This is a genomic window from Spirosoma pulveris (genome assembly GCF_054781875.1).
This window is the reverse complement of record NZ_BAAGTO010000012.1, coordinates 47,633-69,900: the sequence shown is the minus strand read 5'-3', so window position 1 is coordinate 69,900 and position 22,268 is coordinate 47,633. Positions and strand designations below refer to the sequence as shown.

Below are 22,268 nucleotides of genomic sequence, written 5' to 3'. Positions count from 1 at the left end.
AAAAAAGGGGGGCGACAATGTCGCCCCCCTTTCTGCATTACGCTTTATCCAACTATTAAAAATTCATACGTTAAACGAACCTTCCTATACGTGACTCCCGTCAAATGACGTTAAAATCTTCATATTTAGTAGATTAAACAGGGAAAGAAAGGCTCCTTAAACTATTACTTACAGAGGAGAAATATAGGGTATTAACCGGTTTTTTAGGAATACAGGACCATAAATGTATATTGAACGGTACAGATATATATTTTCCGGTATCCCGACTTTCTGTTCATGTGTTACGCCAAAATGGATAGGGAAACGCATAAACTTTTTGTCATAAAGGAAGTTAATCTATTAAATAAGACGACTCAACGCCATGAAAGACGAAAAGGATGTAGAACGGGATGATGCCCAGATAAATGGCCGAACAGAAGGCCCATTTGGGACGGATGACACCGATGTCGACCGGGTAAGGACAGATAATAAAAATACCTTTGAGCAGGAAAATTCGGCAAACGGTCTTGATAGCGAGCAGGTACGTGGCGGACAGGATGGTCGCAATATCCGGGGTATGGGAAGTACCGATATGGATAGCAAGAACGGTGTTCTTCGCATGGGCGACATTACCAACAGCACCATGGAAGTGACCGAAGAGGGTATGGAGTCGGCAGTAGCGGATAGTGCAAAAACGAACACCGCTATGGTTGACGTAACAACTGAAGGGCCGGACGACTACGCTTCTGCCGATCAAACACCCATACCCAAAGCACAGCAAGCGGCTAAAGAGCAGGATGATGATCGCCAGTCTGGCGATGATGACCAGCAGCAGCGCGAAGAGGAAGTGGCCGAAACAGGCACCGACTTAAATAACAAGCCTACCTATTAATATAGGGTGGATATAACTTTTCTTAAATTCTCAACACTTAACTAATCAACGTTATGAGCGTAAGTAGCAATTCCCGCAAAGAAAGCACTGAGTCGTACGCGGCTCAAGGTATGCACAATACCATGGGTATTCTCCCTGAGTTGGCACAGTTAAACGATAAGAATCTGGATAACGACCTGCCATCCCGCGTGGCGGGCAGTAGCGATACCGATGTACCGGGCGATGTGGCTGAAGCAGAGGCAACGGCCGCCGTATCGGATGAAAACGATGGTATTTCGAGTGAAGCGATTGAAGAATCGAAACGAGCTTCGTGGGGTCAGGCACCTATGTCGACTGACGATGACGTGGAAATTACCAATGCCGACTGGAATACGAACACGGATAAAGAATCCATTCCGGCAACCCGCATCAACGAACCTGACCGGACATTAGGTAATTCCTAGTAATCGATAAAGGGATGAAGTCGGGTGTCAGGGCTGATCGATATCAGGTCACTGAGCACGTTATTCACCTACAAAGCCGTCAGGCGCACAGAGGTCGACAGGGAAGAAGTTCTCCCGTCGACCTTTGTGCGCCTGACGGCTTTGTGGCTGACCAGTTTGGCCGACTAGCGGAATCCACGCCAAATTTTGAACGATTCATTTCCGTTTTTACAGAAAGTAAATCCCACCAAGCTAGTTTGCCAACTTGTTCAGGGTGTAGCAAATCAAGTGATTCATGAGCTTTTTCCGGCCGTTATTGGCAGCCAGGTTACCCAGCGTCAATTCATAAATGCGGTTGGGTGTTAACTTGTCCAGGGTTAATGAAATCGTCCTGCGATCGGCCGATACCTGTACACCGGATACGGAAACCGGTTGACTATCCATCTGTGGTGATCCGTAGGCCTGATGGTACTCATAATAGTAGCTGCGCAGCTTATAATTGGCCACTTCACGGGCTGTTGCCTCATCGACCGGCTGCGTAAAGGTCAGGGTAAAGCCGGTTGGTGTCAACTTCATCGCCATAATTTCTAGGGGAATACCACCCTTGTAGCGAATCCGCTGAATACCCCGTGAGCCAAGCCAGCCATGGTCGGTCTGGCCCAGGTACAGGCTTCCATCGGGGGCAAAAGCCAGCCGGTTGTTGCCAATCCGCATGGCTGTTCCATTGGAGCCCGCTTTGCTGAAAAAAGGAATACACGAACCCTGCACCTGCCCATCTACCTCATCGGGCAGAATCCGTAACAAATGGGCATAATCCATATCGCCCACAAACATCTGTCCGGCAAATGGGCCGAACTTACCGGCCGTTTGATCAACGACAAGCTGGGTAGGGGAGTGGGCCATACTTTCGTGCGGAAATGCAATGCTTTCGACGGTTCGCAGGCTGTCGAGCGTGCGAACCGGTAAAGTCAGCGGGTCTACATCCGGAAAGCCCGGACGCCAGACGAGGCTGGTGGGGTGGCCATAGAACTTCCCTTCTTCAACGTGATAAAGCTTGCTCGTGCCTAGCCAGTCGCCCTGGTTGTCGGTCACGAACAGGCGGCCTTTGGCATCGAAGCCAATGCCGTTTGGGGAGCGAAAACCACTGGCAAAAGGCTTCACTTTTCCAGCTGGCGTAATCTGAAGAACCCAGCCCCGGTACGGAACACAGGCGTACATGCGCCCCTGCCGGCCAAGGGGTTCATACCGACCCCGAACTTCATCACGAATGCCGGCCCCGCTTGATCCCGTGTTCAAACTGATGTACAGATTGCCTTTCGCATCGCGGACGGGCCCAAACGCAAACTCATGGTAATTGCCCGACATACCATAGTTGTCGGTAACGGTTTCGTAGAGATCCGCAACCCCATCGCCATTGGTATCGGTCAGCCGCGTGAGTTCGGGGCGCTGGATCACGAGCAGTTCCCGATTGCTGACAGCTACCACGCCTAACGGATCGTGGAGACCATCGGCAAAGCGTTTCCATGTTTTTGTTTTCGGATTGTAAAGCATCACTTCGCCCCGGTGAAAACAAGCCGCCATTCGTCCATCTGGCAGGAACGATAGTCCGCCCGTTTCGGCGACCAAACCTGGTGGTGTCGCAATTGTTTCCACTTCATAATAATCCGATATCGTATCGGCAGGAGCAGACGCAAAGAGCAACGAAGAGAGCAGGAGAAGAGCAAACATGTGTTTGTGGAAAAAGTGTTAGTAGTGGGAGTTAGGAGTGAAAAGGTCGACTTGGGGCTCATATTTTACATCCTATAGTCTATTCCATACATCATAGCGCATACATCATTGTCAAGATTACTTGTCTGGTGCCTGGCGGGATGGTGAGGGTTTCATCCCGAAAATGACCCACTGATGACTGTACACGAATACCCGGCTGCGGTTTGTTGATAAAGGTGAGTGTCTGCTTCGTTGGGCCAAACGTAAACGTCCGGACGAGCCCCCGCCCACCAGCCAATGGTTTAACCAGTTCCCGAACCTCAACACCATTTATAACATACCGGAATTCGGGGTACCGATTGATGAGGCTATAGCCTTTGAACTGTGCCTTGGGGATTGCGCTGCCAACGCGCCAGGGGAATCCGCCCATATCCCGAAAGTAGATATCGCCGACAATCTTTGTCAGCAACTGACCTTTGCCTTCCCATTGCTCGGTGTTATCGACAAAACCACCCGACCAGGCGTAGCGGATACGGCATTCACCCGCATCAAACACATACGATTGACCGCCATTAGGCCCCGGTAAGCCAACTGCAATGGCTGCCGGGCCGCAGTCGGGCATAAACGTCCGGTAAACAGCCGGGAGTGTCACCGGGAAAGGATGCCCGGATGCTACCGTATGATGCTGTTGATGGGCTGCTTCCTGCGCTCGGGCAGGCTTGGGAATGTTTATGTCCTGTTCAGGTTCAGGCAGCCGCTTTACGTCTTTTATTGCGTAAATAATGCCGTACATAATAGAGCCATGACCCGGGAAGGTACAGACAAAGGGGTATCCGCCTTCGGCCAGTTTCACTGTTACGGAATCAGTATTGCCGGGCTCAACGCTGGTAGTATGGGCCAGCACGTCGTCAATGGCCGGAACGTAATAATGGCTGGCTCCTTTATCGCCTAGGGCCAGTGCAAACTCTACGACCCTAAGCCGGGAGTTTGGCCGGGTGACAACCAGATTATGCGCCATGTCGTCCCTGTTATGAAAAACAAGGGTAAGGCACGTATTTGGCTTCACAATGATGCGCTTCTGGCTGTATTGTAAGCCACCCATTGCTGAAATCTGAACTACTGTATCCCGTTGTGCATGAGCCGGTAACAGGAATAGCAAACAGCTAAACTGGAAGAGAATTCTAAGCATGAGTAGGTAAGCGGCAGGAACCCGAAAACCTACTGATTATCCGGCGAATAACGCAGCAACCTGTCAACAGCCGGAGTTGGGAGCAAGGTCCCGGTCCGAACTTGCTCTTCAATGACCACCAACTGACTTCGTATGCCAGCCTGCTCGTAAAAGCGGCTTTCCAGTCGTTGCCGCAGCAAAGACCGAAACCAACTTAGTTGCTGCTCCTGTCGGCGATGGGTGCGTTGTCCGTTCTCGGCTGTTAATTCCTGATGTGCCTGTATTGTTTGCCAGATTGACGTAATGCCATCGCCCGTTGCGGCAGAGCAGGTTAATACCGGTGGAAACCAGCCCGTGCCGGTAGGCGGAAACAGGTGCAGGGCATTCTGGTACTCGACGCGGGCCTGGTTAGCCGCGGTCTGATTATTGCCGTCGGCTTTGGTGATGGCCAGTGCATCGGCCAGTTCCATAATGCCGCGTTTCATGCCCTGTAGTTCGTCGCCCGCCCCGGCCAGCATGAGCAACAGAAAGAAGTCGACCATGCCGTGTACGACGGTTTCCGACTGCCCTACGCCAACCGTCTCGATCAGGATAATGTCGAAACCGGCAGCCTCGCAAAGAAGCATCGTTTCGCGGGTGCGATGCGCTACGCCCCCCAGCGAATCGCCCGCCGGTGAAGGACGAATGTAAGCCCTGGGATTCATCGAGAGCGTTTCCATTCGGGTTTTGTCGCCCAGCAAACTGCCGCCTGACCGTTGGCTGGTGGGATCGACAGTAAGTACGGCGAGTGTGTGCCCCAGACTGGTTAGATGAGTGCCAAACGACTCAATAAATGTACTTTTTCCAACGCCCGGCACACCCGTTATACCAATCCGGGTTGATTTGCCCGTGTTCGGAAGAAGCCGTTCCAACACCTGCTGCGCCAATACCTGATCGTCGGCCCGGCGGCTTTCGATTAATGTAATTGCCTGACTGAGCACCAACCGGTCGCCGGCCAGAATACCGGTAGCGTATTGATCGGGCAGGAGTCGATGGCGCATTGGAGAGCTGGGAATGGTGAACGGGTAGGGTGATGGATAGTAACTGAACCGGGTTGTGTTATTTGAGGTCGTCTGGGGTGGTGATTTTAATATTTTCGTAAGCACCCTCGATCAGCGTGATTGGAAAACCGGCAAATTCCACGACGCTGGCACAGTCGGTAAAGAACGCCTGCTCCTCGGTTTTAAAAGCCTGCCGAAATAAGTCCAGCCGAAACGTCTGGGGTGTTTGCACCAACCGGTATTGAGCGCGGTTGACCGCCTGACTACTGCCATCGGCTCCAACAACCCGTACCGAATCCTTAACCGGAACACAGGTCACGGCGGAACCCTCACGGGCAGCCGTTTCAAAACTGGCCTGGATAATCGCTGGCGTGACAAAGGGCCGCACCCCATCATGAACCGCCACTAATCCGGTAGGCGCATCAATCGCCTGGAGGCCGTTCCGCACGGATTGAAACCGGCTGTTGCCGCCAATGACCGTCTTAATGTCGGGGTGAAAATTATGTTCTTCACATAGTTTGTCCCAGATCGGCAGATCGCGGGCGGGAAGTACCAGAATGATTGTAACCGTTGGCCGCTGAGCGACTGGTTGAGCACCGGTCTCTGCGGGCACTGACGAGGGGAGCTGAACCGACAGAAACTGCTCGATGGTATGCTGGAGAATGGGTTTGCCATTGAGGAGCAGGAACTGTTTGGGTACTTCCGACTTCATGCGGCTGCCACTGCCACCGGCAACGATAATGGCAAAAAAATTAGTGGTAAGTAGTAAGGGGTCTGTCATACGTGAAAAACTCGCTCGACAAAACTACTTACTACTTACCACTAAACAATTGCTCCGGGGGGGCTAATCCCTTAAATAATCAGCATGGCATCACCATAGCTGAAGAAACGGTATTTCTCTTTAATCGCTACCTGATAGGCTTCCTTAATGAGTTCGTGACCACCAAACGCGCTGGTCATCATGATCAGGATCGACTCGGGTAGGTGAAGGCTCGTGAGCAGCGAGTTGGCGATTTTAAAATCGTAAGGCGGGAAAATAAACCGGTCTGTCCAGCCTTCAACGGGCTTCAGCCGGCTATTGGCCGAAACAGACGACTCGATAGCTTTAAGAGACGTTGTACCAACGGCACAAACCCGCTTACCGGCATCCAGCGCCTTGTTAACAATCTGAGCAGAGTCTTCCGGAATCCGGTAGTTCTCGGAATCCGTTTTGTGCTTCGTCAGATCTTCCACGTCAACCTGGCGGAACGTGCCCAATCCGACGTGTAAGGTAACCGGCGCAAAATTGATCCCTTTTATCTCCATCCGCTTCATCATGGCCCGGGTGAAGTGCAAACCGGCCGTAGGAGCCGCAACAGCACCCACATGCTGGGCGAATACTGTTTGGTAAGCGTCGCGGTCAGCATCTTCGGCTTCGCGGTTCATTTCGCGTGGAATAGGTGTTTCGCCCAATTCGTCCACGGCTTTCATAAATTCCTCGTGGTTACCGTCGAACAGAAAGCGGATTGTCCGACCGCGTGAGGTTGTATTATCAATGACTTCGGCAACGAGGTCACTATCACCAAAATATAGCTTATTGCCAACGCGGATTTTGCGGGCAGGGTCAACCAGAACATCCCAGAGTTTCATCTCGCGGTTCAATTCACGCAGGAGGAAAACTTCAATTTTAGCGCCCGTTTTTTCTTTATTGCCGTATAGCCGGGCCGGAAAAACTTTTGTATTATTGATCACCATCACATCGCCATCGCCGAAGTAACTCAGCATATCCGAAAACTGCTTGTGTTCAATAGTTTTAGCTTTTCGGTCAACAACCATCAACCGTGATTCACCCCGCTCAACCGGGTATTTGGCGATAAGACTCTCGGGTAAATCAAATTTGAATTCGGATAACTTCATAATCTATAGCACGAAAAAAGAACGGCGCATTTTTTGTAAAGACCGCAAAGGTAACTAAAAATCCCGAAAAATTTTGCATCTTCCGGGATTTTTCTTGCAAATATCGTGTAAATGACTTATTGGTCGGCAACGATGGTGTCGATTGGCTTAACAGCGCCATCCGTATTCACCTCGGCCCGATCCGAAACATTGAATTTTGCCATGAGTTCGGGCGACACCTCGTTGGCGTAAGTGCCTTGTGCTGATACAAATACGCCTTTCATACCGTTTGCGGCTGTAATGGCGTACAGGGTCATTTCATCGCCAGGATCGGATGTTCCTTCAAAGCGGTGGAATTCATCGACGTTAAATTCCTCCCCCTTCAGCTTGGTTTCTGTACTCTTCTCTTCCAGAAAATCATGTTTCGGGCCAAATTCATGCGTATAGCCGCGATTCCGAAGGTCTTCCATGGCTTCGGTAAGGGTGGTGAAGTGAGTCATAAGCGTAGAGCGATTGTGTATGCTAGGTTAACTCGAAAAAAGCCGTTTAGTTTTTTGTTGAAATCAGACTAAAGCGCACTAGAAGAGTTTGGCTCCTGGCATTCATCAGGAAAAACAATTCAGGATAACTTATGATTTAGGTTTAATCTATCGATATAAAGATAATCCTGATTATGTTCCTTAACATTCGTTCAATTTGCACTGTGCTGAGTACAACGGCCTGCCTTCTAGCCTGTAATACAGATGACCCGGTATACAATGCGCCAGTCATTCCCGATCGTATAGCATTCTCCGCTACCCGGCAATACCCGGAGGGTATAACCTATTCAACACAACTCAGCAGCTTTCTGGTCAGCTCCATAACACAGGGCAAAATAGGAACGGTAGACGCCAGCGGGCGGTATAGCGATCTTATCAATGATGACGAATTAATTAGTAGTCTTGGCCTGAAAGTGCAGGGAAATCTGCTTTATGTGTGTAATGGAGACCAGGGTGTATCCGTGAAAAGTACACCCGCAACGACGCGAAAGACAGCCGGGTTGTTTATATATGACCTAAAGTCTGGACAGAACGTGCGTCGGGTTAACTTGGCGGCTCTTCTGCCAACTGCCGATCATTATGCCAACGACGTTGCGCTTGATGATGCGGGGAATGCCTATGTAACAGACTCGTTTGCTTCCGTCATTTACAAAGTTCCGGCAGATACCACCCGGCCCTCTGTTTTCGCCAGTTCGCCACTTTTTGCCGGAGGGGACGGAATCAGACTGAATGGTATTGTGTACCACCCCGATAAGTTTCTGATTGTGGTGAAGGCTAATCAGGGGACGTTATTTAAAGTAGATCTGGCAAATCCCGCTATCGTGTCAAAGATCATGGGACCGTCTTTGCTCAACGGCGATGGAATGCTTCTGTATAACAATGATCTATACATCGTTAACAACCGAAAGCAGGTGTCGCAGGTGCGTAGTACGGACGGGTGGAAAACCTACGCCATTGTAAAAACAGACACCGCAGGCTATAGTGAAGCGACAACAAATACGTTGATGAACGGAAAGATCTATAGCCTTAATGCCCGTATTGGCGAAGTAAGTGCTGCTGTAGCGGCTAAAAATCCGGCCCAGCTTCAGCAGAATACGTACAGTATTCAACAGTTCAGGTAAGAAAAAAAAGAGACATGGGGGAAAAGAGACCAATCAGACCCTTTTCCCCCATGTCTCTTTTTAGTTAATCGGGTAATACTTTAATCTGGATGTCCTTGTAAAATACTTTGCTTTTGGGATCGTGGCCCTGTAAGGCAATGGTACCGGAGCTTAGTTTCTTCATTGATTTGCCGGTGCTGATGCTGTCTGGCTCGGTATAATCATTGATGATCTTGTCATTAACTTTAATGATTACCTTCTTGCCCTGCACGATAATGTGTTCGGTGTACCATTCGTCGTCTTTTACGAAGACTTCTTTTACATCCTGAAGTCCGTAAACACTACCCGTTTTGCGCCAGTCGGTGTGGGTTTGATTGACCTGAATTTCGTAACCTTTGGAAGGCCAGCCCGATGGTTGATAGACAGTATGAATAAACATACCTGAGTTAGAACCGGGCATGGTTTTAACTTTTGCTTTCCATTCGAAATTCTTGAAGTTGTGGTCATTGACGGGGCCTTCGTAAAAGAGGTGGGCGCGTGGTCCGGCCACAACGATGGCACCATCCTGAACACTAAACGTCTCCGGGCTCTCCTCGGTCACTTTCCAGCCGTTGAGGGTCTTGCCGTCGAAAATAGTCACCCATCCGCGCGCGGCAGGGCGGCTGATAAAACTAATGCAGAGGCCAAGCAGCAGCGTAGCTACCAACAGGCGGGGTAAGGTCTTTTGCATAAGGGATTAAGTCAACACTATAAGATTGTTCAGGAGGTAAAGCAAAAACAAATCTGAAACTAATGTTTCGTCATAAATACTTCTCAATTGCCGGTCTGGCTCGCATCTGTCAGAAAGACATTTGCAAGTTTGCAAGCCAGCATTAAAAGAAACATGACTGAATTAGTTTGCTGGTAAATTTAAGTAACTTGCTAACTCTTTTTTTTTGAGATTGTACGGACAACGTTACTGAATAGAATGCTCACCGATTTACCAACGCAACTTTCCCTCGCTCAGCTTTTCGATACGCTACCCGATCCTGTATTTTGGATGCGTGCTGTACGAGCGCCCGACAAAACGACTGGGAATCTGGTAGCCGGGACTCAGCATGTGCCTGTTGGTCAAATTGTTGACTTCATTATTGAGTATGTCAACCCGCGGGTAGGTGAACTATTCACTGCCGAAAATCAAATAACGATCGGTCTGTCGGTCCGTTATGGGAGCGCTGACAATGCTGACTTTTCAGAACACACCTTTCATCAGCTTTGCGAGGTAGTTGAAACAGGCAAGGCCATGGAGTTTGAGTACTTCAATCCGTTGCTTAGCCAGTGGCTTTGTGTAACCCGATCCTGCGCGGGTGATGGTGTTTTAGTCCTGGCCCGGGTCATTACCACCCCTAAAGAAGTCGTTTTGGAATCGGAACGCCAGCGATTATTGCTGGATAGCATTCTCAATACCTCGCTCAGTACAGTCTTCGTTTACGAAGCTATCCGCGACCAGAATAGTGAGATTCAGGACTTTAGGTTAATCATGGTCAACAAGCAGGGGCGGGCAGAAGCATTGACCTACGCGGGGGTTGATGTAGTTGGTAAAACCCTGCTCACTATAAACCCGAATTCGCATCGGTCAGGCCAGTTCAATTTGTTTAAGCAGGTAATAGAATCGGGCCAGCCTATTCAGGTTGAGCAGCATTATCCATTTGCGAAGGTTTGGTACAACACGTCCATCACCAAGTTGAATGACGGGGTTGTGGTCATGGGCAATAACATTACTGAGCAGAAAGAAACGGCTCTGGAAACGGAACGCCAACGATCGTTGCTGGAGGGGATTCTGAACGCATCGCACGAGGCTATCCTTGTGCTGGAAGCTATTCGGGATACGGATGAGTCAATTTCTGATTTTCGGATTACCCACGCTAACTCCGCTGCCACCCCCTTGCTGGGGCATACGGTCGAGATGTTATGTCAACGGACATTTCTCGATTTATTCCCCGGCATCCAGGAAGCAGGATTGTTCGCTATCTATCAAACAGTTGTTGAAACCGGCGAACCCTATCGGGGCGAACATTTTTATGATCAGGATGGACTCAACAACTGGTTCGATGTTTCTGCCGTCAAACATGGAGACGGGCTCTTACTCACCGTAACCAACCTGACCAAAGCCCGGCTTGCCGAACAGGCTATTGTTGAGTCGGCAGCTAATTTACAGGCCGTTATTGATGTAGCACAGACAGGGATTTTTGTGATCAGTCCGGTTCTGAATCCGGAGGGCGATTTGATTGATTTCCGCTTTAAAACCATTAATCGTGTGGTGGCGGGACTCGTTGGGCAAACGCCCGATGTGCTAACGGGAAGCATCGTGTCGGACTGGTTTAAAAACTATCGGCAAACGGGCCTCTTCGATCGCTACCGACACACGTTTGAAACTGGGCAAAAGAAGCGATTTGAATTTAACTATGCTGTCGATGATTTGAATGTCTGGTTCGATATAAAAGTGATCAAGTTTGGTCAGGACCTGCTGGTTACATTTACTGATTACACGTCTCTGAAGCAGACCCAGCAAATCCTTGAACAAACGGCCATGGACGCCGGGCGGCAGGCAGCACTGCTGAATAGTGTGCTGGATAGCTCAAACAGCGGTGTTATAGCGTTTGAAGCTATTCGGGATGACACAAATACAATCGTCGATTTCCGATTTCTGGTGGCTAACCAAAGTTCGATAGGCATGCTGAGCAAAAGCCAGGAGGAGATGATTGGGAACACCCTGCTGGCGATCTTTCCGGGCAATGTTGAGAGTGGCCTGTTCGATCTGTATAAACGAACGACCGAAACCGGCGAACCCGGATATACAGAGGTTTATTATGACCATGACGGACTGGACTTCTGGCTCGACATATCGGCCCAAAAGCTCGGCGATGGGTTTGTAGTTACGTTTACCGATGTAACGGCCGCCAAACGAGCGGCTATCCTCATTGAAAAGTCGGCTGCCGAACTCCGGACGGTTATTGACTCGGCTCAGGTTGCTATATTTCTGATCAACCCCGTCTTTGATGACCATGGTGAAATTGCTGATTTTCGGTTTCGGACGGCCAATCAAATGGTTGCCAGTTACGTAGGTCAGGAGCCGGAAGCCATGATGGGCGAGCTGGTTAGCCGATGGTTTCCGGCGTACATGACCAACGGCCTGTTTATGCGGTACGTTGCTATTTTCGAAACCGGTCGTTCGCAGCATTTTAACTTTCACTACGAAACGGAAACAAATGATTTCTGGGAAAGCTATACGGTGCTGAAACTGGGTCAGGATGTGTTAGTTACTTTCTCAGATTATACCGAACTCAAAAAGTTACAGCAGCGGCTGGAGACCTCGGCCACTGAATTGCAAACGGTAATCGACACTTGCCAAACCGGGATTTTCCTGTTCACCCCCGTTCGGAACCTGGCCGATGAAGTAACTGACTTCCGGTTCAGGTTGGCTAATCGCCAGCTCGCATCCTACGTTGGGCAGGAGTCGGAAGCTGTAATTGGTGCGCTGGGGAGTACTTACTTTCCTGACTATAAAACGAATGGTCTATTTGAACGCTATTACCACACATACAGCACTGGCGAAGCCCAGCGGTTTGATTTTCATTACTTTGGGTCTGGGATCGATGTGTGGCTGGATATTATGACCACTAAGCTGCATGATGATGTACTGGTAACATTTGGCGACTACACCCCCCTGAAACGACTTCAGCAGGAATTAGAGAACTCGGTAGTTGAGTTGCAGCGGTCGAACAAAAATTTAGAACAGTTCGCTTACGTAGCCAGTCACGATTTGCAGGAACCGCTACGTAAAATTCAGGCGTTCGGCGATATTATACAGTCGCAGTTTGCCCCGGTTATCGGTATGGAGGGTGCCGATATGATCAATCGTATGCAGTCGGCGGCTGCCCGGATGCAGGTTCTGATCAAAGATGTGCTGGCCTATTCCCGCATTGTAACAAAGCAGGAAACTGTTGGGCAGGTGAATCTGAATCAAGTAGTAACTGATGTGCTTGTTGATCTGGAGACGGCCATTGCTGAAAAGAAAGCGAGTATACAAGTAGAACCGTTGCCCACTATTTGGGGGGATGCTGCTCAACTGCGGCAACTTTTTCAAAATCTGTTTAGCAACGCACTCAAATTTACGCGACTGGATAACGCAGATGAGTTGCCTGTCATCCGGATCAACTCCCGGCAGCTTTATGGACAGGAGTTGATCGCTCCTTCGCTGCTTCCTTCCGATGCCAATCGATCATTTCACCTTATCGAGGTAACGGATAATGGAATCGGGTTTGATCAGCACCAGGCCGAGCGGATTTTTCAGGTGTTTCAGCGTCTTCACGGGCGTAGTGAATACCAGGGAACAGGCATCGGACTGGCCATTGTGCAGAAAGTTATCGATAATCACCAAGGACATATCTTCGCTGAAGGACGACCGGGGCATGGGGCTACGTTTCGAATCCTTTTGCCTGTTTAAGTACGGTGCATTCAACTTCTTTCTCGATTTTTCAGCGGTAAAATTCATCCTATTTCACTGTCATATCTACTTCTGAGTCGGGCAGATACCCTGGAAGGGCAGCGTGTGTACTTCACCTTTTCAATCTACCGGTTAGACGATTCCGATTAATGCGCTAATCATTTTTGGGATTCTGTTCGTTACTTTGGCAACTGAATCAACCGGAAAACTTCATGCGTACTTTCATTTTGCTGGTTTTAGGGCTGGCCGCCACTGCGTGTAAACTCAGTGTCCCAAGTGTTTATGATGTCAATTTTACATCAGATCCAACAGCCGCCCCTGTAGCACCAGGCCAAATTGATGAAGCCTCCGGGATGGTCGACAGCCGAAGCCAGCCGGGTAATCTCTGGATTGAGCAGGACAGCGGAAGCCCCGCCGAACTAGCCCTGTTAGGGTACGATGGAACCGTAAAAGGGAAAATTTCCGTGCCGTCTATTCAGAATCGGGATTGGGAGGAACTGTCCATCGGACCAGGACCAAAGGATGGTACAAACTACCTGTATATTGCCGACATTGGCGATAACAACAACCAGTACGAAACTTGCCAGATTTACCGCATACCGGAGCCAGCAAATCTACAGACGCCCATTGCCGTTGGTGACATCGGGCGTATCGACTTCCGGTATCCGCTGGGGCCGCGCGATGCCGAAGCGATGTTTGTGGATCCACAAACCAAAGACATATACATCATTACCAAACGGGAAGAAAAAGTACATCTGTACGGGCTGGCTTATCCGCAAAGTACCAATAGCCTGATTACGGCCCAGGATTTTGGTGAATTGCCTTCCTTCGGCGGGGGATTGCCGAATTACGTTACCGGTGCCTCCATTTCGCCCGATGGACGGGAAATACTGCTTAGAACATACACGACTATTTATTACTGGAAGCGGGATGCCGGGCAGAGTATTGCCGATGCCATGCAGTATGGTACCCGGCGATCGTTGGCTATTCGGCTGGAGCCTCAGGGGGAAGCCGTTTGCTTTGACAAAGACGCCAAAGGCTTTTTTACCATCAGTGAAAAAGCAAATGCGGCTTCAGTAAATTTGTATTATTACGCTAAAAAGTAGCGGGAGCGGCAACCGACAGACGCAGGTTCATGGTCTGAAATAAACGCAATCAGTTAACTTGCCGCATGGATTCATCGATTCTAATTATAGTCCTGAGTTTATCGGTATTAATTTCCTACGCTTTTGATTTATTCAGCAGCCGTTTCAAAACACCTTCTGTTTTGTTGCTGCTGTTGCTTGGAATGCTGACAAGGCAGGCAACGGCCTACTTCGATGTTCAGGTTCCTTATGTCAATGCCATCCTGCCAACACTCGGTACGCTTGGCCTAATTCTGATTGTACTGGAAGGGGGGCTTGACATTGAACTCAATGCGGATCGGCTAAGCGTTCTACGACGAACCCTGCTGGCGTCTTTGCTGGCCATTGCCGGGGGAACGCTGTTGATGGCCGGAACGCTCTATTTGCTACTGAACGATTCCTTTTATCATTGCCTGATTGCCGCTCTGCCCTTTTCGATCATCAGTAGTACCGTGACGGTTCAAAACGTGGAGCAACTCTCGACCGACCAGCGGGAGTACGCCATTCACGAATCGGCCTTTGCCAGTATTCTGGGCATTATGGGCTATAACTTCCTGGTGTTAAGCCAGGGCTCTGTATTGGGTGCAGTGTGGCTTTTCACACGCGACACCCTGGTAATGGCGCTTATCTCGCTGCTGTGCTGCTTCTTACTATTGTATTTGATTGGCCGAATTAACCATCGGATTAAATTTCTGCCTATCATCTCCGTACTGTTCTTGGTGTACGCCCTGGCTGAAATCAATCACCTGTCGTCGTTACTGCTGATTCTGATTTTCGGCCTTTTTCTAAATAATACGGAACTGTTCATACGGGGACGACTAAGCCTGATCCTGAAAAACGACTTGTTTGAAAAAGAACTCGATCAGCTCAAAAATCTGACCGCTGAGGGTTCGTTCGTGGTGCGTACATTCTTTTACCTGATCTTGGGCTACGCGGCTATCCCCTCCGAACTGGTCGATATTGATGCCCTGATTGTGAGTGCGCTGTTCATCACGATCATTCTCGTTTGGCGTTGGGTTACCCTCCGGCTTACGTATTGGGGTACATCGAGTCCGTTGTTATGGATTGCCCCCAGGGGATTAATAACCGTTTTACTGTACCTGAATATTCCGGAGAATCTACGACTACAGGGATTCAGAGAAGGTATTCCTACTATTGTAGTTGTCTTATCCTCACTGGTTGTCATGGTGGGGGTGCTTTCCTACAAGCCGGTAAAATCAGCCAGGTAAAGGTAGCTTAGCGGGTGTCCCGTTCTAGATAGGCCCAGAAAGACCACCACCGCCGGGACTTCAAATACTGAAGGTTATCTTCGTTGGCGAACGCTTCCCGCTCGAAACTTATGTTCCGGTAGGCCCAATAATGATGTCGATACTGAAGTCGGCGGATGAGGTATTCGAGAAAATACCACACATAGAACGGGACAATGCCCAATTCGGCCTGCTGGCGCAGGTGAATTCGCTCGTGGTTTAACAGAACAGGACCAGGTTTGGGGTGTTTGACCAGGATAAACGGAAATAGAGCCATTCCATCGGGGCCAAGCGAAGCGATACGGATGACAAACATAGATTGACCAGCGTTCACAACAAGGTAACACCAAGAACAGACAAAATAGCTCAACTCCGTAAAAATTGAATCGGCTTAACCGACACTAGTACTATATGACGCTACTACTTTCCCTTCTCTTTGTTATCGGGTATGTATTGATTACCCTCGAACATCCCATAAAAATCAATAAAACCGCCACAGCACTGATTACCGGTGTTGCCTGCTGGGCCGCCTATGCATTACTCGATCCACACATCGACCTCATTGGCGAACAGCTGAAACACCACCTGTCCGATACCGCCGAAATTCTGTTCTTTCTGCTGGGAGCCATGACCGTAGTGGAATTGATCGATGTACATGATGGATTTACGCTCATAACCGATCGTATTGCCAGTCGTAATATAAAAACGCTGCTTTGGATCATCAGCCTGCTCGCATTTTTTTTGTCGGCCTTACTGGATAACCTTACCACGTCCATCGTAATGGTGTCGGTTGTTCGCAAGCTTATCAAAAACCCGGAGGATCGGCGCGTGATGGCCGGTATGATTATAATTGCCGCCAATGCGGGTGGTGCCTGGTCGCCCATTGGCGATGTAACAACGACCATGCTCTGGATTGGCGGGCAGATAACCTCAACCCATATCATTAGTGCTATGCTGTTACCGAGTCTGGTTTCATTACTGGTTCCACTGGCTCTGTTGACACGATTTCACAAATCTTCATCAGAAAACAAACCTGCACGGGGAGAGATAGGCATCAGTCGTCCCTATATAACACCCACAGCCCGGCGCGAACGGCGAACTATGCTGGCTATTGGGCTGGGGGGGATGTTGTTCGTGCCCATCTTCAAAACGGTAACCCATCTGCCACCCTACATGGGAATGATGTTAGTGCTGGGAGGAATCTGGGTAGCCTCCGAAGTACTCCACAGTGAGAAAGATGAAGCCGAGCGCAAGAAATTCACGGCGGCTTATGCACTTAGCCGAATTGATACGTCCAGTATTCTTTTCTTTCTGGGTATACTGCTGGCCGTGGGCTCCCTGGAAGCAACGGGGGTATTGCAGTCGCTGGCGGCTTCCCTGAACCGGGCAGTTGGCAATGCAGATGTAATTGTCCTGTTGATCGGCGTGGTATCGGCAGTAGTCGATAACGTGCCAATTGTAGCCGCTGCCATGGGGATGTATGATATGCAGAGTTACCCGGCCGACGCTAAATTGTGGACGTTTCTGGCTTATTGCGCGGGTACGGGGGGGAGTTTATTGGTAATCGGATCGGCAGCGGGCGTGGCCGTCATGGGCATGGAGAAACTTGCTTTTGGCTGGTATTTACGTAAAATAAGCTGGCTGGCGCTGGTGGGCTATGTATCGGGTGCCCTGGTCTATTTGGCCGGTTTCGCCCTACTGCGTTAACCGTTTATCAAATCCTGATTGGAGGTTATTGAATTATAGGTTAACTAGTGCCCGCGATCATAAATATTCACTGAAAAAATATGAAAAAGTTAGTTTGGGTAGCTGCTTTGGTTGCTTTGACCTGGCAGTCGGTAAGTGCTCAGTCAACACCAACGGCCGAGGAAGTGGTCGACAAATACATTACAGCCATTGGCGGCAAGGATGCGCTTATGAAAGTGACTGATATGACTACCAGCATGTCCAGCGAAGGGCAGATGGGCGCTATTATGATTACCCGCAAGCAGAAATTGCCTAATATGTTCTCCATGGTGATCAACGCCAATGGAATGGAAGTAATGAAGCAAACCGGCGATGGAACCAAAATTACCATGGGTGGTATGCAGGGAAGCCGTACCCTGGAGGGCGATCCTGCTAAGCAAATGACCATGATGAACGTTCTGTTTCCAGAATTGCACTATGCCGAAAATGGCGTGAAAACAACCTTGATCGGGACCGAAAAAGTGGATGGCAAAGACACCTACAAACTTAGCCACACGACAGCAGATGGAGCTACTACCTGGACGGACAACTTCGATACTACGACCGGGCTAAAAGTGCAGGCCGTCACAACGGCAAAATCGCCCCAGGGTGAAATGAAATCGACCATGAATTATAGTGATTACAAAGATGTAAACGGCATCAAAATTCCAATGACCATCCTTCAGCAATCGCCAAGAGGACCCATGACGATGACGGTCGATAACGTCAAAATCAATAAAGGCCTGAAAGATTCTGATTTTACGATAAAATAAGCACGTTTGTTTAACCCTGTTTCATAAAAAACGCCAATTGGATGTCCACTTGGCGTTTTTTATGAGACGGACCGTTAAAGGGGAAGAGGCCGTTGTTGAACGAACACGTACGCCGAAAACCAACCCAATACCTGCATACCAGCCTGATAACTGAATCGCCGGATTCGTGGCACTTATGTCGCGCCCGGAATTAAGTGGTTTATCCATGTCTAATTGCGTACCAGTAGAGGGAGACGGTTTGGAAGAACTGGATAGCTGGATCTTGTGCGGGGTTCTTATAAATTTTTGATAAATGCTTCCAGGGCATTCAGGTGGTCAGAAAACGCCTGCTGACCGGCCTGTGTGGCCGAGTAGGTCGTATTTGGCTTTCGCCCGATAAACTGTTTTTGCACTGCTACATAACCGGATTCTTCCAGGGCTCGCAGGTGCGTAGCCAGGTTGCCATCGGTCAGCCCTAGTAACTCTTTAAGCGAGTTGAAACTCATCGACTCATTAACTACAAGGACCGACATGATGCTTAGCCGCGCTTTGCTTTCAAAGGCTTTGTTAAACTGTGCCAGCAAGTCTGTCTTCATGCGGTGAGGGTTCGTTCGTATTTGTAATACATGGCCAAGCCATAGACAATGTGCAGTACGCCAAAGCCAATTGTCCAGGTCAGTAAGTTATAACCCGGCCAGAAAAGGGACACCAGGCCCAACCCGATTTCGCAGTAAGCCAGCGACTCCACATCGCGCAGGGTGTATTTACTGCCATTGAGCAGGGCAAGGCCATAAAAAATGAGGGTTACCGGAAACGCCAGCCAGATCAAATTGTACTGTAGCAACGCCAGGCAAAACACGCCACCCGTTGCTAACGGAACAAGCAGCGCCCATAAAAGGCGTTGCGACGATTGATTCCAGACGGTTTGCCCTTGTCGCCGAGCCTGACGAACGGTGAAGTACGTTCCCGATAGAAGCGCTAGTGCCAGAATAACAAGCGCTGCTGTCACCAGAAACTGCCGGACATCCGGCTGGGTCATGTTGATGTGGTAGTTGTCTTTGCTGTCGGCCTGAAAAGCAGCCAGTAGGCTTGTGTCCAGTCGTATCGAAACAAAAAAGGCTCCTGCGAGTGCAATCAGCCCCGCCGAAACGCCCGACAAGCCACTTAGTGACAGAAATTTAGATGACCGTTCCATCAGGCTGCGGATCTCCGTCAGCGTTTGCAGGTGTTCGCGCGATTCGTACATAGGATATAGGAAAGACGAATGAATAAACGATTGAGCAAATTGTAGGTATTAGGAGAAAAATAAGGCGAGCAAATGACCGCCCAGAATAAATAGACCCGCTAGTATCGCCGTGATGGTTAGGATCAGCACTGCGCCCGATGAGAGATCTTTAATCGCCTTAATTTGTGGATGTATGCCCGGCGATACGAAATCACACAGTTTTTCGATGGCTGTATTGAAGGCTTCTGCGGCCCAGACCAGACCAATCTGGGTGACAATAATAGCCCACTCGATCCGGCTTAAGGATAGAAAAAGACCGGCAATGGCCACTATGACCGCTACTACCAGATGCACTCTAGCATTGTTCTCGAAGCGAAACAAATCCAGGATACCCTGCCCGGCAAACCGAAAGCTCCGAAATACTTTACGGAAATCAATCATAGAACAAAGGTATCGTTAAAATAGGCGCACTTGGGTATGTTGAATGGGGCACTCATCGAAAACAGTGCTAAACTAAGGTTCGATGTTTAGGCAATCCGGTAAGAGTTCATTAAGTCCGGTTATGAAATGACTTATTGATAGGAGGTTGAATCACGCTCCTGTTCAACGTACAAATGGAATGCCACATAAAAAATAAAAAGTACGAAGCCGTATGCAATGGTCAGTTTCAGACTAAGATGGTCGTGGTAGGCATTTGTAATGGCGCGAATTAAGGCTGATGGACTAGTGAGCACGTTCCAACTGTTCCACCGGCCAACACGGCCCAGATAGATACCGAATCCGGATAAGATCTGACTAATACCGATCAACCCCCAGCTCAACAGATTGCCCGCCACTGGCCGAAGTATCCGATGGACAATCAGGATGGAGTAAAGCCCCACCAGTAAGCCTGTGAACGCAAAAACAAACAGCGTCATGGTGTCGAACCAAAGCAGAGGCTGGTCGACGTGGCGGATATGAAACAGGTCGGTAATAATGTAAGGGGCATTGGGTAAAAAAGCCAGCCAGCCCGCTAAGCCCGTCCCTAATAGCCAGTAACTCCGAAAACCTGCTGTGCGTAAGTCCCGCAGCACCAGCACCACACCCAGTGGAAACCACGCCAGCGCCAGATTCCACAACAGCATAACGAAGAACCACCAGTTGCCCGTCAATAACCCTCGCACAGTAACCAAACTTAACCCTGTCAGGGTCAAAAGTACCAGCGCTAACTGACCCCTTCCGGGCCGGGCGTCTCGTGATGAAATCATTCTTGGGCGAAGAAAAGAAGGAGTTGAAATTTGCATGTCTTAAAGTACTTTGTTTCGCAAAGTAAGCAAAAATACTAACTGCCTTTCCATAGGTCAGGCTAAATTATTTTTTACAGTTCAGTACGGCCGGACCTTTTAGGCAATCGTCTGGTAATGGAATATCTAATGTACTAAAATTCAATAGATTAAGTAGTGTAGACCGTTGCATAAGTTCTACTACTCTAATGGGAGAGGATGAGCCTTGGTATCAATTATTGAATAGATTTAAGAAACTATTTACGAAAAATAGTATACTAGTTTACTCAAGTGCTGTTTCGTAAAATAGTTATTTCTGACTTCTATCTTAAAGAAACACCAAGTAAACAATGGCCACCTGGAATATAGATGCTGCTCGACATCTACTTGCTCGCTGTTTGTTCGGCTACACACGCGACGACTTGAAAAAAGCTCTTTCTTATACGTCAGTTGTCGATTTTGTAGATAAGGAACTCTTAGCCGATAGACCACAACCTGAGGCTCCCGATAGTTGGGTAACTGAAACGCCAATTTCTAATAATGGAACGGTGGATTCGGCTCGCTACACGGAGTTAACCAATTGGTGGTTTACGCAAACGCTAAACGAAGGCGTATCAATGCGGGAAAAAATGGTGCTTTTCTGGCATAACCACTTTGTATCGGATCGGGATAAAGTGAGTTACCCTCAGCATATGTACCAGCAAAATGCACTTTTTCGGAAGTATGCGTTTGGCGATTTTCGGCAGTTTACCAAAGAGGTGACCATCAACCCTGCCATGCTCATTTATCTCGACGGACGGCAGAACAATAAAAACGCACCCAACGAAAACTACGCTCGGGAACTGTTGGAGTTGTTTACGCTGGGCATTGGCAATTATACAGAGACGGATATCAAGCAAGCCGCTCTGGCGTTGACGGGTTGGTCGGTGAATGGACTTAATGCTGTGTTTTCCAAGAATAATTTTGCAAGCCAAAACAAAACCTTTCTGGGTAAAACGGGCAATTTCACTTACGGTGATATTGTCGATATAATCTTGACTAAGGATGCGGCTGCGGAGTTTATTTGTCGAAAACTCTATAAGGAATTTGTGTTCTATAAGTCTAATGAGTCGTTTGTCAGGCAAATGGCAGCTGTTTTTCGTACATCCAACTATAGTATTCGGTCGGTACTTCAGTTTATGTTGACCTCCGATGAATTTTTCAAACCCGACTATCGGGGGTCGAAGATCAAGAATCCGATCGAACTGGCTGTAGGTACATTGAAATTCCTGGATATAACCAACCCTGATTTCACGTACGTTGCTGATACGTCCCGTACCCTCCAGCAATACATGTTCTTTCCGCCTAATGTAGCGGGTTGGCCGGGTCAGCGTAACTGGATTAGCTCGACTACCTACCTCGCACGTAGCAGTTACTCTGACTCGGTGGTCAATGGACGAAAAAGCAATGGACAGAATCTTACGTTCAGAGTTGTTCCCCTAGACTATGCCCGTAGCTACCAGAGTGCGGAAAATGCCACGCTTTTTGTGAAAGATGTGGTTAGTGGGTTGCTTCAGCTAGCGCCCAATCCCACCAAAGAAAAGCTTTTACTGGATACGCTTCTGGACGGAACTATTGCTGCCAACTGGTCAACGAATACACCAATGGCCGATGTTCGTATTCAGAAATTTTTAAAAGCATTGATGCGCCTACCCGAATACCAACTCACCTAAAAGGAGAGGTTTG

21 protein-coding genes are annotated in these 22,268 nt (G+C 49.0%); 9 read left to right on the top strand and 12 right to left on the bottom strand.

The genetic code is table 11. The features are described 5' to 3' along the window. The first annotated feature begins 361 nt into the window (after window positions 1-361). Window positions 362-871, top strand: a complete 510-nt coding sequence (locus ACYVJM_RS27060) for a hypothetical protein (protein ID WP_461151349.1) — start codon at window positions 362-364, stop codon at window positions 869-871. A 53-nt stretch (window positions 872-924) separates the two neighbouring features. Continuing rightward, a complete protein-coding gene (locus ACYVJM_RS27055) occupies window positions 925-1,314 on the top strand; it encodes a hypothetical protein (RefSeq protein WP_461151348.1) in 390 nt (129 codons plus the stop codon). Between the two features lie 231 nt (window positions 1,315-1,545). Here the strand turns inward: ACYVJM_RS27055 and ACYVJM_RS27050 are convergent, their stop codons facing one another. The 6 genes from ACYVJM_RS27050 to ACYVJM_RS27025 form a co-directional block, all read right to left on the bottom strand. After that, window positions 1,546-3,021, bottom strand: coding sequence for a PQQ-dependent sugar dehydrogenase (locus ACYVJM_RS27050; protein ID WP_461151347.1), 1,476 nt, complete (start codon window positions 3,019-3,021; stop codon window positions 1,546-1,548). Between the two features lie 91 nt (window positions 3,022-3,112). Continuing rightward, on the bottom strand, window positions 3,113-4,189 hold the full coding sequence (locus tag ACYVJM_RS27045) for a plastocyanin/azurin family copper-binding protein (RefSeq protein ID WP_461151346.1): 1,077 nt from the start codon (window positions 4,187-4,189) through the stop codon (window positions 3,113-3,115). A 29-nt stretch (window positions 4,190-4,218) separates the two neighbouring features. Then, window positions 4,219-5,208, bottom strand: coding sequence for a methylmalonyl Co-A mutase-associated GTPase MeaB (gene meaB / locus ACYVJM_RS27040; RefSeq protein WP_461151345.1), 990 nt, complete (start codon window positions 5,206-5,208; stop codon window positions 4,219-4,221). Between the two features lie 58 nt (window positions 5,209-5,266). Continuing rightward, window positions 5,267-5,989 (bottom strand): 2-C-methyl-D-erythritol 4-phosphate cytidylyltransferase, encoded by a 723-nt coding sequence (locus ACYVJM_RS27035; protein ID WP_461151344.1) that lies wholly within the window; start codon window positions 5,987-5,989, stop codon window positions 5,267-5,269. Window positions 5,990-6,060: 71 nt separating this feature from the next. Beyond that, a complete protein-coding gene (gene queA / locus ACYVJM_RS27030; protein WP_012925777.1) occupies window positions 6,061-7,104 on the bottom strand; it encodes a tRNA preQ1(34) S-adenosylmethionine ribosyltransferase-isomerase QueA in 1,044 nt (347 codons plus the stop codon). Window positions 7,105-7,220: 116 nt separating this feature from the next. Then, complete coding sequence (locus ACYVJM_RS27025) at window positions 7,221-7,583, bottom strand: hypothetical protein (protein ID WP_461151343.1); 363 nt, start codon at window positions 7,581-7,583, stop codon at window positions 7,221-7,223. A 203-nt stretch (window positions 7,584-7,786) separates the two neighbouring features. Here ACYVJM_RS27025 and ACYVJM_RS27020 point away from each other — a divergent pair, with 203 nt between their 5' ends. Next, a complete protein-coding gene (locus ACYVJM_RS27020; RefSeq protein ID WP_461151342.1) occupies window positions 7,787-8,743 on the top strand; it encodes a gluconolaconase in 957 nt (318 codons plus the stop codon). A 64-nt stretch (window positions 8,744-8,807) separates the two neighbouring features. Here the strand turns inward: ACYVJM_RS27020 and ACYVJM_RS27015 are convergent, their stop codons facing one another. Then, window positions 8,808-9,452 carry a 3-keto-disaccharide hydrolase gene (locus ACYVJM_RS27015; RefSeq protein ID WP_461151341.1) on the bottom strand — a complete coding sequence of 215 codons (645 nt, stop codon included), beginning with the start codon at window positions 9,450-9,452 and terminating at the stop codon, window positions 8,808-8,810. 237 nt (window positions 9,453-9,689) lie between these two features. Here ACYVJM_RS27015 and ACYVJM_RS27010 point away from each other — a divergent pair, with 237 nt between their 5' ends. The 3 genes from ACYVJM_RS27010 (at window position 9,690) to ACYVJM_RS27000 (ending at window position 15,561) form a co-directional block, all read left to right on the top strand. Beyond that, window positions 9,690-13,208 carry a PAS domain-containing protein gene (locus ACYVJM_RS27010; protein WP_461151340.1) on the top strand — a complete coding sequence of 1,173 codons (3,519 nt, stop codon included), beginning with the start codon at window positions 9,690-9,692 and terminating at the stop codon, window positions 13,206-13,208. Window positions 13,209-13,420: 212 nt separating this feature from the next. Further along, the gene (locus ACYVJM_RS27005) at window positions 13,421-14,314 is read left to right on the top strand and encodes a PE-PGRS family protein (RefSeq protein WP_461151339.1); all 894 of its coding nucleotides are present in this window, start codon (window positions 13,421-13,423) and stop codon (window positions 14,312-14,314) included. A 65-nt stretch (window positions 14,315-14,379) separates the two neighbouring features. Further along, window positions 14,380-15,561, top strand: coding sequence for a sodium:proton exchanger (locus tag ACYVJM_RS27000; RefSeq protein ID WP_461151338.1), 1,182 nt, complete (start codon window positions 14,380-14,382; stop codon window positions 15,559-15,561). A gap of 7 nt (window positions 15,562-15,568) precedes the next feature. On the opposite strand, the gene ACYVJM_RS26995 is transcribed toward ACYVJM_RS27000, so the two are convergent. Next, the gene (locus ACYVJM_RS26995) at window positions 15,569-15,895 is read right to left on the bottom strand and encodes a hypothetical protein (RefSeq protein ID WP_461151337.1); all 327 of its coding nucleotides are present in this window, start codon (window positions 15,893-15,895) and stop codon (window positions 15,569-15,571) included. Between the two features lie 95 nt (window positions 15,896-15,990). Here ACYVJM_RS26995 and nhaD point away from each other — a divergent pair, with 95 nt between their 5' ends. Together nhaD and ACYVJM_RS26985 are read left to right on the top strand one after the other, a co-directional pair. Continuing rightward, window positions 15,991-17,286 (top strand): sodium:proton antiporter NhaD, encoded by a 1,296-nt coding sequence (nhaD, locus tag ACYVJM_RS26990; protein WP_461151336.1) that lies wholly within the window; start codon window positions 15,991-15,993, stop codon window positions 17,284-17,286. 80 nt (window positions 17,287-17,366) lie between these two features. Then, the gene (locus ACYVJM_RS26985) at window positions 17,367-18,077 is read left to right on the top strand and encodes a LolA-like protein (protein WP_461151335.1); all 711 of its coding nucleotides are present in this window, start codon (window positions 17,367-17,369) and stop codon (window positions 18,075-18,077) included. A gap of 275 nt (window positions 18,078-18,352) precedes the next feature. On the opposite strand, the gene ACYVJM_RS26980 is transcribed toward ACYVJM_RS26985, so the two are convergent. The 4 genes from ACYVJM_RS26980 to ACYVJM_RS26965 form a co-directional block, all read right to left on the bottom strand. After that, window positions 18,353-18,652, bottom strand: a complete 300-nt coding sequence (locus ACYVJM_RS26980; protein WP_461151334.1) for a winged helix-turn-helix domain-containing protein — start codon at window positions 18,650-18,652, stop codon at window positions 18,353-18,355. After that, window positions 18,649-19,302 carry a hypothetical protein gene (locus tag ACYVJM_RS26975; RefSeq protein WP_461151333.1) on the bottom strand — a complete coding sequence of 218 codons (654 nt, stop codon included), beginning with the start codon at window positions 19,300-19,302 and terminating at the stop codon, window positions 18,649-18,651. Before ACYVJM_RS26975 ends, ACYVJM_RS26980 begins: the two co-directional genes overlap by 4 nt. Before the next feature lie 48 nt (window positions 19,303-19,350). Further along, entirely contained in the window at window positions 19,351-19,722 is a 372-nt protein-coding gene (locus ACYVJM_RS26970; RefSeq protein ID WP_461151332.1) for a diacylglycerol kinase family protein, read from the bottom strand. A 131-nt stretch (window positions 19,723-19,853) separates the two neighbouring features. Continuing rightward, on the bottom strand, window positions 19,854-20,528 hold the full coding sequence (locus ACYVJM_RS26965) for a DUF1361 domain-containing protein (protein ID WP_461151331.1): 675 nt from the start codon (window positions 20,526-20,528) through the stop codon (window positions 19,854-19,856). Between the two features lie 365 nt (window positions 20,529-20,893). On the opposite strand from ACYVJM_RS26965, the gene ACYVJM_RS26960 reads away from it, so the two are divergent. Further along, the gene (locus ACYVJM_RS26960; RefSeq protein WP_461151330.1) at window positions 20,894-22,255 is read left to right on the top strand and encodes a DUF1800 domain-containing protein; all 1,362 of its coding nucleotides are present in this window, start codon (window positions 20,894-20,896) and stop codon (window positions 22,253-22,255) included. Window positions 22,256-22,268: the final 13 nt, after the last annotated feature.